Source organism: Dawidia soli, from assembly GCF_018598185.1.
Taxonomy (GTDB): domain Bacteria; phylum Bacteroidota; class Bacteroidia; order Cytophagales; family Cyclobacteriaceae; genus Ohtaekwangia; species Ohtaekwangia soli.
Genome location: NZ_JAHESC010000001.1, coordinates 150,660 through 167,251 on the forward strand (window position 1 = coordinate 150,660; position 16,592 = coordinate 167,251).

The window sequence follows — 16,592 nt, forward strand, 5'->3', positions numbered from 1 at the left end:
GTCTCCGCTTCGCGCAGACATGCCGGCAAAAAATGCAAAGGCCCCGGTATTCACCGGAGCCTTTCATATACATACTGGAAATCACTATATCCTCGGCGGGATCAACTTATACACCACCGGCGTCACGATCCGCGACAGCAGTGTCGAGCTGATCAACCCCCCGATCAACACTACCGCCAGCGGCGAGATCAACGGGTTGACCGACAACGCGATCGGCATCAAACCGCCGATCGCTGTCAGCGATGTCAGCACGATTGGCAGGAACCGCACTTCACCCGCTTCGCGGATTGCGTCATCTACCGATTTACCCTGCTGACGCAGCTGGTTGGTGAAGTCCACCAGCAAGATAGAGTTCTTCACTTCTACTCCCGCCAACGCAATCAATCCGATGATCGCGACGAACGACAGTGTGTTCCCGGTCACCAACAGTCCAATCACCGCTCCCACGATTCCCAGGGGAATCACGCTCAACACGATCAACAGGCTCTTGAACGTCTTGAACATCAGCAGCAGCACTGCCACGAAGAGGAACACCGTGACGATAATGATCGTGCCCAGTCCGCCGAACGACTCCTGGCTGGCCTCTACGTCGCCGCCCATGCGGTAGCTATAGCCGGCGGGTAAGTTCATGTGGTTCATCTTGTCCACCACTTCGGTAATGACGCGGTCGTTGAGATAACCTTTTTCAACGAACGACGAGACCGCTACCATACGGATCTTGTCGTAGTGGTCAATGCTGATGGGGGAGGTCTCCAGCTTCAGCTCGGCGATCTGCGCCAGGGGTATAGCGGCGCCATTCCGGTTGTTGACGAAGAGGTTGTCGAGCGATGCCAGTGTGGCGCGCTCTTGTTTGGGCGTGGTCACGACGATGTCGTAGTCCTCGCCGTCGCTGTCGGAGAAATTCCCCAGGTTCAGGCCGGCCACGGCCAGGCGTACGGTGCGGTCGATGTCTACGGTGTTGATGCCCGCCATGCGCGACTTCTCCTGGTTGATATCGACGCGGATGTTGCTCATCAGGTTGCTGACCGGGTTGTTTACATAGATCGTACCGGATGTCTGTTTCAGCATGGCCTCTACACGGCCGGCCAGTGCGCGGAGCGTATCGAGGTTGTCACCAAAGAGCCGTACCTCGACGGGGGCCAGTACTGGCGGACCTTGCTCAAAATTCTTGACCTCGATCTTGGCGCCGGGGTAGTCCTTGAACTTTTCCCGCAGCGAATTGATGATGGCCATTTTCGTATCGACCGAAGCGTGCTCGTCGAGTTGTACGAACGTCTGCGAGAAGTCGGTGCGTTCGTTTTCCTGGATCACGTTGTAGTATACCCGCGGGTTGCCGCGGCCTACGTTGGTAGCAAAATATTTTACTTCAGGTATAGTATCCAGCGTTGCTTCAACATAGCTCGCCACCGAGTCTGTCTGTTCCAGGCTGGTCTGCAAGGGTGTAATGGTATTGATCAGGAACTGCGGTTTTTCCGATGACGGGAAGATGCTGAACCCGATTACGGGAAAGAGCTGCAGCGAGCCGAAGAAGATCACACCGGCGATGATCAGCGTGGCGATGGGGTGCTTCAGGGCTTTATCCAGCAGACGTGCATAACTGCCCGAGATAAGGCGTTGTAATACTTTCAGGAAGATGTTCTCGCCACTGTGGTTCTTGAGCAGGCGGCTGGAAAGGAAGGGAATCACAGTCAGCGATACGATCATCGAGGCAAAGACCCCGAAGATCACCGCCAGGGGTAGACCGCGGATAAAGTCGCCGGATGCTTCCGGCAAAAATACCAGCGGCAGGAAGGCGATGATCAGCGTAGCCGTACAACCCATAACAGCCAGGCCGATCTGGCTTGTACCTTTGATCGTCGCCTCCAGGCGCGAGTGGCCTTCCCGCATCCAGCGCTCGATGTTCTCGACCACGACGATGCTATCGTCCACCAGCAACCCCAACGCTACCACCAGGCCTACGATGCTCAGCTGGTTCAGGCTGATGCCGAACAGGTTGAGCATCACCAGGCCGATCGCAAGCGACAGCGGAATCGAGATCATGACCACGATGGCGGCACGCCAGCCCAGGGGCAACAATGTGATGGATACCAGCAGGATGGCGATCAGGAAGTCCATGCCCAGACCGCTCAGGCGTTTGTTGACGTTGTCGGCCTGATCGAAGTTCTTGACCATGGCAATGTTGCCGGGCAGGGTTTTGGCAAACTCTTCCAGCACCGGCGTATAGATCTCCTTTGTGCTCGATATATTAAAACCGGCCTTTTGTGCCGCTACGACAAATACACTGCGGTGGCCATTCAGCCGTGTGGTGTGATTGCTCTCTTCAAAGGTGAGGTAAGCGTCGGCCACGTCGCGTAGCAGGATGTTGTGACCGTTGGCGGTATAGACGATCGTGTTTTTGATCTCTTCCAGGGAAGTATAGTTGCCGCTGGTTTTAATGTTGAGGGATTTGGAACCCGCCACGACGCTACCCCCCGGGATGTTGGCCATTTCGCTTTGAAGGCTGCCCGTGATGGCTTCCAGGGGAATGTGCATCTGGGCGATCTTCTCCAGCCGCAGGTCTACGCGTACGATCTGCTCCGGCAGGCCATGGATCTCTACATTCTTCAGCGGCGACAGGCGCTCCAGCTCGTCCTGCAGGTTTTCGGCATACTCTTTCAGACGGCTGCGCGAAGCATTGTCCGACACCAGGGCTACCTGCAGCACGTTTACATCCGAAGGCTGGAATTTCATGATGTCGATGCTATAGATGTCGCGGGGCAATTCCTGGCGCAGGCTGCCGATCTCGCGCACCATTTCCTGGTACTTATCGTCGGGATCGGTTTCGTACTTATAGAGCACGTTCACCACGGCCAGGCCGTCTTTGATGGTGGTCTTGATCTTCTTGATGTCGTCCAGTTCGTGGATGCGTTCCTCCATCGGGTCGACCACCAGTTCTTCCATGTCCTTGGGGCTGGTGCCGGGATATACTACGACGACAGAGAACTGCGGCGCTTCGGTTTCGGGGTCTTCACCCCGGGGCATGGTCAGCAGCGTGGTGATGCCCACCGCAGCGGCCATGAGGAACATGATCAGCGTAAACTGATAATTCTTGACAGCGTATTCGGAGATCTTCATACAGTTTACGGTATAATGGTGATAGGAGAGTTGTCAGACAGGTAGGCGCTGCCGGAGATGATGAGCTTACCGGCATCCTCCAGGCCGCCGCGGATGTTGATGTGTTCACCATCGAACGACGCGACCGTAACGCGCTGCTTATGCGCGGTCTTGTCGTCGTGGGTAACGAACACAAATCCTTCGTCGCCGCTGGCATCGAGCACACTCTCATATGGCACCGACCAGAAGGTATTGGTTTGCGCGGATTGGATCTTCGCGGAGCCGAACATACCCGTCGCCAGGCGTGCCCGGGTAGCCTCCAGGCGAAGCTCGACCGTAAACGTACCCGTCTGACGATCGACCGTTTCAGACTTCCGCGAAATAACAGCCGGGAACGACTGATCGGGAAAGGCATCGATGGTGATCGTGGCCTTTTCTCCGACCGTCAGCAGAGCCCATTGTTTGTCGCTCACGCTCACTTTCAGGATCCAATTGCCACTGGACGTAACGTTACACTGCAATGCGCGTTCGCCTACGCCTACCACCTGACCGGGATGGATGAACTTGCTCAATACATAGCCGTTGCCGGCGGCATGGATCTCGGCGTGGCTCTTGTTAAAGCGGGCCGCGGCAAGCTGTTCGCGTGCCACGTCCAGCGCGGTCTGAGCGTTCTGCCATTGTTCCAGCGTAGCGACACTGTCCGTATACAGGTGGCTGGTGCGTTCATAGTCGCGCTGGGCTTTCTCAAAGCCGTGGCGGGCTTGTGCGACGGTGGCATCGATCTCGGTCTGGTCGAGCGTCGCCAGCAGTTGTCCTTTTTTGACCGCGTCTCCTTCCTTGACCAGCACGCGGCTTACCACGCCACCGATCTTAAAGGCCAGGATGGATTCGTCTTCGGTGCTGAGTTGTCCGGAAGCAATGACCGCCGTAGCAGCAGTATTTTTCTCCAGCGCCATGACCTTTACAGGCACGGGCTCGGAGCGCGAAGGAATGGTGCGGGTGTTCCCCTTGCTGTCAGAGCAAGCCTGCATCGTGGCCAGGGTGGCGATGATCGCCAGGGAAGAAAGGACGAAAATGCGTATGCGTTTCATAAGTGCGTATGTTGAGGTCGTTAGAACCGGTTAGTTTGATGTGAGGGTATAAGAAGCTGTTTCGCGCTCCAGCCGAGCCGCGGCGCGCAGCACATCGAAGGTGCGCAGGTTGAGCTGCAGGGCGGAGGCTGTCAGCTGGTTGCGGGCGTCGAGGAACTCGATCAGGCTATTGACACCTTGCTGATATCCTTTTTCGATCAGTGTAAAGTAGCTCTGTGCCGACCGTTGCTGCTGGTGCGCCGCCTGCAGGTTCTGCGTCGCGGTTTGTAAGTCGTTTTGCGCGATGGAAGCAGCAAGCTCCAGCTGTCGCGTGGTATTGCTCAGCTCCAGCTCCGTCTTTTGCAGATCGTATCGATAGTGGCGGATGGTATAACCGTTGCGGAAGCCCTGGAAGAGTGGCAGCGAGAGCTGTACGCCCACCAGGTAATAGCGCGAGTCGTTGTTGAACTCCCAATGCGTAGCCTGCGAGCCAAGGTCCAGGAACGCGCTGAGCTTGGGTACCCGGTTGAGGCGGGTCATGCGGATCTGCGATTGATTGATGGCCCTTGCCGTGCGCAGCATCGAAAGCTCTTCACGCGCGGAAGCATCTTGCTGCACCGTGTCGGGCAGCGGCATGCTCATTACCGCCGTGTCTATTGTCACGGTGCTTTCCAGGGGTTTGTTCAGCAGGAAGTTGAAGTAACGACGCGCGTTCTCGGCGGTGTTGCTGGCGCTGTTCAGGTCGGCCCGCAGGCGATCGGCTTCGCTGCGCGAGCGCAGCAGGTTGGCGGGAAGGCCTTTGCCATTGCGTGTCAGGGATTCATTGATCTCTACATTCTTATTGACCAGTACCAGGCCGCTCTCGTGGATCTTTACCGCCTCGACGGCCGCGAGGTAATCGTAGTAGGAGCGTTTGATGTCGAACACCAGCTGGCGTTTATAAGCATCGACCTCGAACTGTTTCAACACCACCTGGTCGTGCTGAATGGCGCGGTTCAGATACAGGTCGGTGTTGATCAACGGCAGGGACGTACGCACCTTGGCGTCGTAGAAGTCGTGCGGAAAGAAGTTCTGGCTGACGTTCTGTACCTGCGGAAAAGCGTCGCTGCCCGTGAGCTGGTTGAGCGATGAATACACCGGATTAAGCAGGTCGCCGATGGGGATGTCGATGCTCCGACCGCCTTTGCCCGAAGTATAATCGCCGAGCAAGGTGACCGATGGGAGGAAGTAGGTGCGAGCGATGCGCAGGGAGTTTTCGGCTTGCTGCAGCGAGATGTTTCGCTGTTGCAGCACGATGTTGCTGCGAAGCCCTTCGGCCACGTAGCCATCGAGCACCGGCTGCGCATACATACCGGCCGGGATCAGGGTCAGCGCCAGGAGGGAGCAGGCGTTCCTGAGGCGGCGGAAGGATGATTGAATGTTCATTGATTATTTAGTTTACACTGTTAAGTCGTAAGGCAAAATTTTTTAGTCTAGCGTTTGGTGTGCATTCGATCCAAAATTTCCACCACCTGGGCAGTCGCCTTGGATACGATGTTTTCATAGGTGGCTTCGCTGAGTACCTTAACGCAACGCCCACGGATTTCGAGGCTGCAAATGCCGTGGACCATCGACCATACGGTGTAGGAAAGAACCTCTGCATCCATGCCCTCAAAATAGCCTTGAGACTGGCATTCGCGTACGGTTTGCAGCAAGAAGTTAAAAGCATTGTCACCTTCGGTCCATTCCTCCTTTTCCGCCAGTGCCTTCATGGGAGCCGGCATGGTGAACATCAGGTCGTAGAGCTCGGTATTTTCCATGGCAAAGGTGGTGTAAACCTTCGACAGGGCCTTGAGCCGCTCAAAGGGGTCTGATACATGCTCCAGCGGCCGCATGAACTGCCGCAGCAGGGCGAAACCGTCCTGGTGAAGCGCATAAAAGACGTCGTCCTTGTCTTTAAAATAGAGATAGATGGTAGTGGGAGAGTATTCAATCCGGTCCGCAATGTTGCGGATGGAGGTCTGTTCATAGCCCTGCTCCAGGAACAACGTGCGGGCTGCATCCAGGATCTTGGTCCGCAACTCGATCTTTTGACGTTCTTTTCTTTCCGCGATGGACATATTGTTCAGTGGTTATTTACTTAACGATGTAAAGTTAATTAAGGTTGCAAAGAAATCTAAGAAAGATTCTTTTGGCCCAAAAGCGCTGTTCACCCCAAAATTGGGGTAGACGTCTAATCGGGTGGGCAAAGATGATCAGAAGATAGGAGAGAAACGGCGCATGGTAAGGAAAAATAGGGCGTACGGAGGAGCATTACCCGTATCAAAGCCCTACACAAAGCCGGGAAAAGGCATACTAAAGGCATGCTCTGGTCATGCTTATGGCTCCGTGCCGGAAGGCGCTCGCGATTCCGGCCGATATGCGGCACGGTTGCCATACAAACAAAAAAGCCACCCAACGGCGGCTTTTACAACGTGGTATCTTTTATGGAAATGCTAGAGCCTTAACCCCATATAAACGCCGGGGCCATTGGAATACACCGGCACGATGGTCAGGTTGCTGTTCTTATTCTTCCACTTATATTGGTGGGTAAGATACGCCAGGTTCGTCGACAGGATCCCGATGCCGGCACCGGCCAGCACATCAGACACCCAGTGGCGGTTGTTGAGGATGCGCATGGCGCCCACCGTGGTGGCCATGCCATAGGCGCCGATCTTATACCAGACGCTCTGGTCGCCATATTCCTTGGCCAGGAACGTTGCCGTGGCAAACGCCTGGGCGGTGTGGCCGGAAGGAAAAGAAAAGTTATTGCTGTCGTCGGGACGCGGCACGCTGGTCACTTTCTTGAAGGAGAACGTCAGGGCAGCCATGATCATTTCTGATTTGGCCAGCAGCAGCGTGCGGTTTTTAAAGTCGTGTTTGCCTTTTACGCCGGCAGCATTCAAACCATACACGATCAGGATCGGGGCGTGCATCAGGTAATTGTCGGCGGTATGGTGGAAATTAGGCAGGTGTTCGTTCCGCTCTTCGCGCACTTCGTAGCGGTTAATGACATCGGGGCGGATGGTGGAATATACGCCCAGGCCGATCAGGACCGTGGGTACGCGCACCGCTTGCCAGAGGGCATGACCCTTGCTCGGTGCTTCTGGTTCGACCTCCTGGGCCTCTTCGGGCATAAGCAGGTCGATCTTTACCGGTGCTGAGGGCCTCGTACGGGCAGCAAAATGCTGGTTGTACTGTGCCTTTGCCAGCGGGCAGGCCAAACACAGGAGGAGAGCTGCAGGGGTTAGTTTCATGCGCATTATTTTGGCAAAACGTATACCAAATATACATTATTGCGGACAATGATTACGATTGCAATTGCAATCTAAAAGGTACAAGGGTTGGATTAATCCCTGCTTCCCGCCCACACGCGCCTGTTTCCTTGTAACTTGCTAACAGCCAATACTTTATCGCGCTCTCCGGCATGCCAGGAGCAGACTTTCGCCACGATGAAATAGTGTGCTGATGGACTGAAAACAAGCCAGCCGGTACAGTTGGTTCCAATGCCCGGCTGGTTTTCGAAAACGATTGTGGAGATCTCTTTTTGGCCTAATCTTCGCGCTCGCGTTTGATCTTGACGCGGGCCTGCGGGCCGACCTGTATCGGCACCCGCTCCAGCTCCAGGTTGGCGGCTTCGATGCCGTACAGCTCTTCTGTGGACAAGCTGTATTCTTTCAACAGGCGATAGCCTTGAATGATCAACCGGTCAAAGCTCGAGATCTCGCTGTCTGACGACGCCCAGGAATGCAGGATGATAAACTTAAAGTCGGCCATCATGCTGTATTTGTGCAGCGAAGGGTAGGGGCTGGTCAGATCGATTTCGCCGGCGTCAGCCATTTCGTGGATGATCTTGTTAAACAACAGGTTTACACGGTGATCGGTCTTGAACCCGAGCTTGATCCGCACAAAAAAGCACTTGCGGGGAATGATCGTGTCCACCACGTACTTGCTGGTGAACGGGTTGTCGACGGTATCGACGTGCACGAACCAGAATACATCGGCGCGCTTCGGACGCTTCTTGAAGATGGAGTATATAATGTTCGAGTCGATATAGCGCTTGCTGTCGGCCATGGCCAGGTATACCAGGTTGGTAGCCTCTTTCGGCACCGTGGTATCGGCCTGCAGGTCTTGCAGCATGCCCACATAGTGCTTTAAGTCGACGAACTCCGTATGCCGGTCGCGCAGGCGGCGTGCGTGCAGCAACACATACATCATGATAAAGAACAGGAAGGCGATGCTGAAAGCAAACCAGCCACCGTGATGGAATTTGTCCAGGTTCGAGAAGAGGAACATGCCCTCCAGCGAGAAGAAGATCGCCGCCATGATGGCCGAGCGCACCTTCGACTTTTTGGTGGTGATAAAATAAAACACCAGCAGCGAGGTGGTCATCAACATGTTGATGGTGATCGCAAGACCGTACGCGCCTTCCATACGCGACGACTCGCGGAAGATGAGCACCACGCCGATACAGCCCACCAGCAGGATCCAGTTGATCGCCGGTACATAGATCTGGCCCTTCACCTGGCTGGGGTAACGCACGCGGGTGGCGGGCCACAGCTTCAGCTTCATGGCTTCGTTTACGAGCGTGAACGTACCGGAGATCAACGCCTGGCTGGCGATGATGGCCGCGAGGGTGGCGATGATGATCCCGAAGATCAGGAAGTCGCGCGGAATGATGGCATAGAACGGAATCTGCTCGCCCAGTACTGTGCCCTGGTGATCGAGCAACCATGCGCCCTGGCCGAAGTAGTTGCAAAGCAATGCGATCTTGACGATCGTCCAGCCTACACGAATGTTGCCTTTGCCGCAGTGGCCCAGGTCGGAGTACAGCGCTTCCGCCCCGGTAGTACAGAGGAACACGGCGCCCAGCAGCCAGAAGCCGTTGGGATATTCGGCAATGAGGTGATAGGCATAGTACGGATTCAGCGCCTGGAAGATCTGCGGGTGATCGTAGAACTGCATGATGCCGAACGCGGCAATGGTACAGAACCACACCGTCATGATCGGGCCGAAGATCTTGCCCACCACGCTGGTACCGAACTGCTGGAATACGAACAGCGCCGTCATGATCACGATCACGATGGTGACGGTGGGAATTTCAGGATTGAGAATGCGCAAGCCTTCGATGGCCGATGACACCGAGATGGCCGGCGTAATAAACCCGTCGGCGATCAATGTACAGCAGCCGATGATGGCGGGATAGATCACCCACGCGGCTTTATACCGGCGCACTAACGCATAGAGGGCGAATATTCCACCTTCACCCTTGTTATCGGCGTTCAGCGCCAGGTATACATACTTGAAGGTGGTGACAAGGGTTAATGTCCAGAATACACACGACAGTCCACCGAAGATCAGGTCCTGGTTGATCGTCTGGGTGCCGACAATGGCCTTGAATACGTACAACGGTGAAGTACCAATGTCGCCATAAATAATGCCCAACGAGACCAGCACACCGCCAACAGATAACGGCGTCAGGTGTTTATCAGATGAATTAGCCATATACTATTGCACGCCGTCTTTGGGACGGGCGATAATCAAGCGGTTACTCTTGTCGTAGGAAAAGTAGCTCCACAGCCAGCTTAGCAGAACAAAGAATTTGTTCTTAAAGCCCATGATGGAGATCAGGTGAATGAACATCCACACCACCCATGCCGGAAATCCTTTGAGCTTTACCTTGCCCAGGTCCGCCACGGCGCGGTTGCGGCCAACGGTGGCCATCGACCCCAGATCTTTGTACTGAAAAGGCTTGAGCGGCTTCTGGTTGATCAGCCGGCGCAGGTTCCGGGCCAGCAATCGTCCCTGCTGGATAGCCGGTTGCGCCATCTGCGGGTGGCCGTTGGGAAAACCGGCGTCGCCGGTCATAATAGCTGCATCACCAATGGCGAAGATATTCTCATAGCCTTTCACACGGTTGTACTCGTCTACCGTCGCGCGCGCGGCACGTCCCAGCGACGAAGCGGCGATGCCTTGCACCGGCTGGCCTTTCACGCCGGCCGCCCAGATCATCGTGCGCGTAATAAGCCGCTCGCCGGTGTTGAACATCGTCTCGTGGCCGTCGTACGATTTTACGGCGCAGTTCAGGTGCACTTTTACGCCCATGTGCTGCAGATACTCCAGCGCCTTTTTCGAGGCGGCGTCGGACATGCCGTTCAGCAGCTTGGGTGTTGCTTCTACCAGGTGGATGTCCATCTGGCTCATTTCCAGCTCGGGGTAATCTTTCGGAAACACGTGGTTTTTCAGCTCGCTCAGCGCGCCGGCCAGCTCGACGCCGGTCGGGCCGCCGCCAACAATCACGATATCCATCAGGCTATTGACCAGCTCCGGGTCGTCGGTCAGCAGGGCGGTTTCGAAGTTGCGTATGATGAGATTCCGCAGTTTGATCGAGTCGACGATCGTCTTCATCGGCATGGCGTGCTCTTCGACATCCTTCATGCCATAGTAGTTGGTGGTGGCACCGTTGGCCAGTACCAGGTAATCGTATTTTATACTGCCGATGGAAGTTTCGATCGTATTTTCTTCGGGTTTTATCTGTGTTACTTCTCCTAAACGGAAGTAAAAGTCGCGTTGAGGTCCAAAGCGTTTCCGGAATGGGAACACGATAGAGCCGGACTCGAGGCCCGAGGTGGCAACCTGGTATAGCAGGGGTTGAAAACAGTGGTGATTATACTTGTCGAAGAGTACGGTTTGTGCCTTAAAACCTTTGAGGCCTTTTACGACTTCCAGACCGCCAAAGCCGCCGCCGATGACGATGATACGGGGTTTGCCCTCATCGACAATACGGGTATGAGTGTTTATCAGTTTGGGCATGTGCGTAATCCGGAAAAGTGTATATGTCTAAACCGCTGTTATTTTCCTAAAATCTAACATTTCCCTCTGCCCGACTGGTAAGAAAGCATCCATGGGGGAGAGGGGTGATGCCGGCCGCTCGGCACAACCGCGGCACAACATAAAAAAATATGCCCACCGCCCGGTGACCGAAAGTGCTTTGTTACCCCTGCTGGCTGCAAAACGGTGGCAAATGTAATTCCTTCCGGGAATGGTAAAAAGAAAAACCCGGTAATGTTGCGATGGGTACATTACGGTTACAGGACGGCACTAATGGCAATTCGGCGTATAACAAAAATAATTTGTGGTAGTGCAACCGTTTGACAGCAAAATCAACTGTACTTTTGCCCTATAACCTCTAAAATCAACGAGTTATGACTAAAAATTTAGTTTTTGCATTGCCGCTTGCCGCCCTTGTTTTTGGGTGTGATACAAAAGAGAAGGATCAACTGCGCTCACAGGTGGACTCTCTGAAAGTGGAACTTGAGACCAGCCAGAAAATGGCCAATACCCTGACCGAAGTAGGTGTGCTGATGGACTCCATCGATGCCAGCCGCCAGCTGCTTCGCGTAAACATGGTAGAAGGCACTACCTACGACGATTATACATCGCGTATGAAAGACATCAACGGCTATGTGCGCGACACGCAAAAGAAGATCGACGACCTGGAAAAATCGGTAGCGTCTTCTAACTCCAAGAACAGTGCAAACGCTAAGCTTCTGAAGAAACTGAAGGCCGACCTGGAAAGCAAAACACAGGAGATCGTGCAGCTGCAAGAGCAAGTTGAAAAATACCGCAGCGAAAACCAGAACCTGATCTCTACGGTAAGCATGCAGGAAGCCGAGCTATCGGACAAGCAAATACAGATCGAGACCAAAACACAAGAGCTCGCCCTGATCGAAGCCCGTGTGCAAGAGCTGATGATCCAAAGCAAAATGACCGAAGCCGACGCATACTTTGCCCGTGCCCAGGCCGTGGAAGAAGCTGCTAACCGCACCAAGCTGGCGCCCCGCAAGAAGAAAGAAACTTTGAAAGAGGCTGTCGAGCTGTACAAAAAAGCACTGTCGATGGGCAAGAACGAAGCGCAAGACAAGATCACCGAACTGGAAAAGAAGATCTAGTCTCCAGACGATCGGATATAAAAAAGACCTCTGTGCAGACAGAGGTCTTTTTTTATGGGCCTGCCGCAGCTACCGCTGGCGCAGCCATTCGAAGATGGATACGTTCATCACGATCATCAGCATGCCGTAGAACAGGTCTTCCAGCGGAATGGTACCCATGCGTATGCCCAGGTTATGCGCGTCGTTATACCACACCACCTCGCCCTCGATGAAGGATCCCGTGAGAATACCGTTGACCAGGAAGAACGGGATCAGGATCACGGCAAAGGCGATGTAGAATCGCCCCATATACCGCGGGCGGAGCTTCAGCAGCTGGAAGGCCAGAAAAAGTCCCAGGCCCACGAACGTCATGCCCGTATACAGTTTCTCGAGGTGATACATCCCGATGACCAGCATGGCGACGATCAGCGCGCTGGTGATCAGCTCCTGGTGCGGAAAGAGACGGTCCCGTTCGAGGAGGTGTGTCAGGGCAAAGTAAGTGAACACACAGGCATACGGTATACAGATAAAGAACAGGATCTCTTCCAGGGGCAACGAGCCGATCATAATACCCGTCAGGTATTGTGGGTTGAAGCCCCAGATGCCGGCCCGGGTAAAGACTTCATCCCACGCCAGGAACAGGATAGCGGGGATCAGGATCGCCGGCCACAGGTATTTCCACTGCTTGTAAAACGGCGCCGGCCGGTAAAAGCTGCATAAAAAGGGAAACGCAAACGAAAGCAGGTCGAGCAGTAAGTAAAGATAGTGCGGGTTCAAAATGGTTTTGATAGGGGTATTGGTCATTGCGTCTCCTGGCGGTCTTTCTTAAACTCAAATTTTCCCGGCTCGTATTTCCGGGGAGCATATAAAAAACCGAAAGCCTCACAGCCTTCTTTGGTGTGGCGGGCGTGGTGTATGTAGTGCGCGTGGATCATCCGCTGCAGGTAGCGGCTGCGTTTGGACGGCCGCCACCGGAGGCGTTGATGGACGATGATGTCGTGGAAGATAAAGTAAAAGATACCGTAACACAGTATGCCGAGGCCCACGGCCAGGAGGTATGGATTGTAGGTTACGAGTGTGGCATAGTAAAACAAGCCGATGGAAGGCAGGCTGAAGACCACGGCAAACCAGTCGTTGCGTTCGAGCGCGTGGTCATGTACAGTGTGGTGCGAACGGTGCCATACCCACAAAAAACCGTGCATGATGTACTTGTGCGTAAACCAGGCGACGAGCTCCCAGAACAGGAATGTTCCGATCACGATCAGCGCACACAGCAGGATGGTAAGGGTACTCATGGCTTATGAAAAATGGCGACTCAGCACCTCGCGGCGATAGTCAAAAATAGCATTTAGGCGACGCTTCACAAACAGCCAGTGGACGAATCGGCCCAGGATGCCCAAGGGGATGGCATAGTGCACCTCGTCTGTTATCTCTACCCCGTTGGGCACGGCGAGGAACGAATGCTGGTGATGCCACAGCGCATAGGGTCCGAAGCGTTGCTCGTCAACAAAATAGTGTGGCTCCTGTGCATGCGTAATCTCCGTAAGCCAGTTGACGGTAATGCCCGGCAGTACGCTGATTTTATAGCGGATCAGCTGTCCTGCATACATTTTCTCCGAACCTGAGATATGCTGAATGCGGATGTTCAGTTTACCGGGGGTAATCAGACTCAGGTTACGCGGGGACGAAAAGAAGTTCCAGGCGTCGTCCAACGATGTGGGTAGTACCTGTACGTGTTTTATAGAATAGATCTTCATGACGGTTTATCCAAGGGTTTTTTTATAAGTATTTAACGCCCGCTGGCGCGCAAAAGCGTGCTCGACCACGGGCCTGGCATACGCGCCGTCCTGGTATTCGGGCACCCACTTTTTGATATAGGCGTAATCGGGGTCGAACTTCTTTGTTTGCAGCGCGGGGTTAAAGACCCGGAAATAGGGGGCGGCGTCGCAGCCCGAGCCGGCCGCCCACTGCCAGCCGCCGTTGTTGGAGGCCAGGTCGTAGTCCAGCAGCTTTTGACCGAAGTAGGCTTCGCCCCAGCGCCAGTCGATCAGCAGGTGTTTGGTCAGAAAGCTGGCGGTGATCATGCGCACGCGGTTGTGCATAAAGCCCGTGGCGTTCAGCTCGCGCATGCCGGCGTCGACAATGGGGTAGCCCGTCTGCCCGGTGCACCACCGGTCGAACTCCGCCGGGTCGTTGCGCCAGGCAATGCGATCGTACGCCGGCTTGAACGACGCCGTCTGCACCTGCGGGAAATGCCACAGGATCATGGCATAGAACTCACGCCAGATCAGCTCGTTCAGCCACACCGGGTTCTTCCGCAGCGCCACCTGGCACAGCCTGCGGATGCTGACCGTGCCAAAGCGTATATGTATGCTCAGGCGTGTGGTGCCCTGTATCGCAGGGAAGTCGCGTGTGCGATCGTACTTTTCGATGATGCCCGTGCGGATCACCCGCTCCGGAAACGACGCGCCCGTGCCGCGGAAGCCGAGGTCTTCCAGCGCAGGAAACGGTTGATGTTTGATCTTCTTAAAGTGGCCGGTATATTTTTCCACCGGGTAACGCTTGAGATAGAATGGCGTAAGCCGGGCCTTCCACCGGCGGCTGTATGGGGTAAAGACCGTATAGGGTTTGCCGTCGTCCTTGACAACTTCGTCTTTGTCGAAGATCACCTGGTCTTTGCAAGTATGAAAGGCAACGCCTTTTTTCTCCAGCAGCGCCTGGACGGCGTTGTCGCGCGCGCGGGCGTAGGGTTCGTAGTCGTGGTTCGTATAGACCGCGCGTGGGTGCAGGGAACGGTAGAGCGTTACCGGGTTGCCGTACAAAACGACGAGGGAGGTGCCGAGTGTCTCCAACTGCTCTTTCAGCTCCGCCAGGGTTTGATGAATGAACGCTACGCGGCGGTCTCCGGGGTCTTCCAGCGCGTCGAGGATCTCGGTGTCGAAGATGAAGACCGGCACGACCGGCTTGTTGTCGCGCAGGGCATGGTATAGCCCGGCATTGTCGGTCAGACGCAGGTCACGGCGGAACCAGAATATAGTCGTATCGTTGCCGATTACTTCGGCGGCTGCCGCGGCGGTAAAGGAGGAGATCTTTTTTTTCAAAGGCTACCGCTCGTTCAGGATGGCCCGGCCGATGCCCTGGTTTTCCAGGCCTCGTTCCACGATGAGCTTGAACCAGTACGTGTAGTGCGCCGGGTGCCGGCGCATGTCTTCCTGCAGCGACGGTAGGCTCATGTATTTCCAGTCGGCTACCTCGTCGCGGTTGATGGCCGGCGCGCCGTCGTAAAAGCCCGTGTATACATGATCATATTCATGCTCGACCAGGTCGTGATCGAGCGGAGCGCGGTAAATAAACTTGTAGGCAAACGTCGGCTGCAGGTCGATGCCCATTTCCTGGTATAGCTTGCGGCGGGTGGCCGCCTCCATCGACTCGCCCGGTAGCGGGTGGCTGCAACAGGTGTTGGTCCACAACCCGCCGCTGTGGTATTTGTCCAGCGCGCGTTGCTGCAGCAGGAGCTCTCCCCTGGCGTTGAACAACAGAATGGAGAACGCCCGGTGCAGGATGCCCTTCTGGTGTGCCTCCATTTTTTCCATGGTTCCGATGGCCTCGTCCTGCTCGTTTACCAATATCACATGTTCCATCAGATCATATTCAGTTGATGTTTCACATAAGAGTATGCCAACAGCCGGGCCTTGTGCCGGTTTCGAATGCGAATGCGGCTTTTCATCACCAGTTCCGACGGCGTGTTGCGTATCTTCCGAAAGAGGGCAAGGTAATATACGTACGCGACATATACACCCAGTCGCGCGGCGTGCGGTAGTTTTTTGATGCCCACGTACGCGGCGCGAAAGTCTTCGGCGATGCTCGCCTCGATGGTCGCCTTGCAGGTGTCGTTAAAGATGCGCAGATCGATGCCGGGGAAGTACGACCGCCCCATGCCGCTGAAATCCGCCCGCAGGTCGCGCAGGAAGTTGATCTTCTGAAAGGCCGCCCCCAGCCGCATGGCCGCGGGTTTCAGCTGCTGGTACAGGGCATCGTTGTGCTGGCAGAATACCCGCAGGCACATCAGGCCCACGACTTCGGCCGACCCCAGAATGTACTCCTGAAAGGTCTCCGGCGTATATTCCACGTGCGTCAGGTCCATTTCCATGCTGTGGAGGAACTGGTCGATCAGCGCGCGGTCGATCTGGTACTGACGAACCGTATGTTGAAAGCTGTTCAGAATAGGATTCAGGCTGATGCCTTCCTCGATCGCGCGATAGGTCTCTTCGCGAAAGCGCGTCAGCAGGGAGGCCTTGTCGTAGTCGTGGAACGAATCGACGATCTCATCGGCAAAACGCACAAACCCATAGATGGAGTAGATCGGGTCGCGCAGCCCTTTGCCCAGGCACAGGATGCCCAGCGAGAACGAGGTGCTATAGGCCTTTGTCGTCAGCCGGCTGCACCGTATTGAAACATGGTCAAAGAGCTGTTTCATAAC

14 protein-coding genes are annotated in these 16,592 nt (G+C 55.2%); 1 reads left to right on the forward strand and 13 read right to left on the reverse strand.

Annotated features, from left to right (window positions below; translation table 11 throughout):
• Positions 1–84: 84 nt before the first annotated feature.
• From KK078_RS00615 to KK078_RS00645, 7 genes are all read right to left on the reverse strand, one after another.
• Positions 85–3,114, reverse strand: coding sequence for an efflux RND transporter permease subunit (locus tag KK078_RS00615; RefSeq protein WP_254088287.1), 3,030 nt, complete (start codon positions 3,112–3,114; stop codon positions 85–87).
• Positions 3,115–3,119: 5 nt separating this feature from the next.
• Complete coding sequence (locus KK078_RS00620; RefSeq protein WP_254088288.1) at positions 3,120–4,184, reverse strand: efflux RND transporter periplasmic adaptor subunit; 1,065 nt, start codon at positions 4,182–4,184, stop codon at positions 3,120–3,122.
• 30 nt (positions 4,185–4,214) lie between these two features.
• Positions 4,215–5,588 (reverse strand): TolC family protein, encoded by a 1,374-nt coding sequence (locus tag KK078_RS00625; protein WP_254088289.1) that lies wholly within the window; start codon positions 5,586–5,588, stop codon positions 4,215–4,217.
• Between the two features lie 47 nt (positions 5,589–5,635).
• The gene (locus tag KK078_RS00630) at positions 5,636–6,262 is read right to left on the reverse strand and encodes a TetR/AcrR family transcriptional regulator (RefSeq protein ID WP_254088290.1); all 627 of its coding nucleotides are present in this window, start codon (positions 6,260–6,262) and stop codon (positions 5,636–5,638) included.
• 375 nt (positions 6,263–6,637) lie between these two features.
• Complete coding sequence (locus KK078_RS00635; RefSeq protein WP_254088291.1) at positions 6,638–7,438, reverse strand: phosphatase PAP2 family protein; 801 nt, start codon at positions 7,436–7,438, stop codon at positions 6,638–6,640.
• Positions 7,439–7,733: 295 nt separating this feature from the next.
• Positions 7,734–9,686: a KUP/HAK/KT family potassium transporter gene (locus KK078_RS00640; RefSeq protein WP_254088292.1), complete on the reverse strand. Its 1,953-nt coding sequence runs from the start codon at positions 9,684–9,686 to the stop codon at positions 7,734–7,736.
• A 3-nt stretch (positions 9,687–9,689) separates the two neighbouring features.
• Entirely contained in the window at positions 9,690–10,994 is a 1,305-nt protein-coding gene (locus KK078_RS00645) for an NAD(P)/FAD-dependent oxidoreductase (protein ID WP_254088293.1), read from the reverse strand.
• Between the two features lie 392 nt (positions 10,995–11,386).
• Between KK078_RS00645 and KK078_RS00650 the strand changes: the two genes are divergently transcribed.
• The gene (locus KK078_RS00650; RefSeq protein ID WP_254088294.1) at positions 11,387–12,133 is read left to right on the forward strand and encodes a hypothetical protein; all 747 of its coding nucleotides are present in this window, start codon (positions 11,387–11,389) and stop codon (positions 12,131–12,133) included.
• A 69-nt stretch (positions 12,134–12,202) separates the two neighbouring features.
• Here KK078_RS00650 and KK078_RS00655 read toward each other — a convergent pair whose 3' ends face one another.
• Genes KK078_RS00655 through KK078_RS00680 form a run of 6 tightly spaced genes read right to left on the reverse strand, consistent with a single transcriptional unit; the run spans position 12,203 to position 16,589 of the window.
• Positions 12,203–12,916, reverse strand: a complete 714-nt coding sequence (locus KK078_RS00655; RefSeq protein ID WP_254088295.1) for a lycopene cyclase domain-containing protein — start codon at positions 12,914–12,916, stop codon at positions 12,203–12,205.
• Positions 12,913–13,407: a sterol desaturase family protein gene (locus KK078_RS00660; protein WP_254088296.1), complete on the reverse strand. Its 495-nt coding sequence runs from the start codon at positions 13,405–13,407 to the stop codon at positions 12,913–12,915. The genes KK078_RS00655 and KK078_RS00660 overlap by 4 nt, the downstream gene beginning before the upstream one ends.
• A gap of 3 nt (positions 13,408–13,410) precedes the next feature.
• Positions 13,411–13,869 (reverse strand): SRPBCC family protein, encoded by a 459-nt coding sequence (locus tag KK078_RS00665; RefSeq protein WP_254088297.1) that lies wholly within the window; start codon positions 13,867–13,869, stop codon positions 13,411–13,413.
• Between the two features lie 6 nt (positions 13,870–13,875).
• Positions 13,876–15,213, reverse strand: a complete 1,338-nt coding sequence (locus KK078_RS00670) for a cryptochrome/photolyase family protein (RefSeq protein ID WP_262898555.1) — start codon at positions 15,211–15,213, stop codon at positions 13,876–13,878.
• A 3-nt stretch (positions 15,214–15,216) separates the two neighbouring features.
• Positions 15,217–15,753 (reverse strand): isopentenyl-diphosphate Delta-isomerase, encoded by a 537-nt coding sequence (gene idi, locus KK078_RS00675; protein WP_254088298.1) that lies wholly within the window; start codon positions 15,751–15,753, stop codon positions 15,217–15,219.
• Positions 15,753–16,589, reverse strand: a complete 837-nt coding sequence (locus KK078_RS00680) for a phytoene/squalene synthase family protein (RefSeq protein WP_254088299.1) — start codon at positions 16,587–16,589, stop codon at positions 15,753–15,755. Before KK078_RS00680 ends, idi begins: the two co-directional genes overlap by 1 nt.
• Between the last annotated feature and the right edge of the window lie 3 nt (positions 16,590–16,592).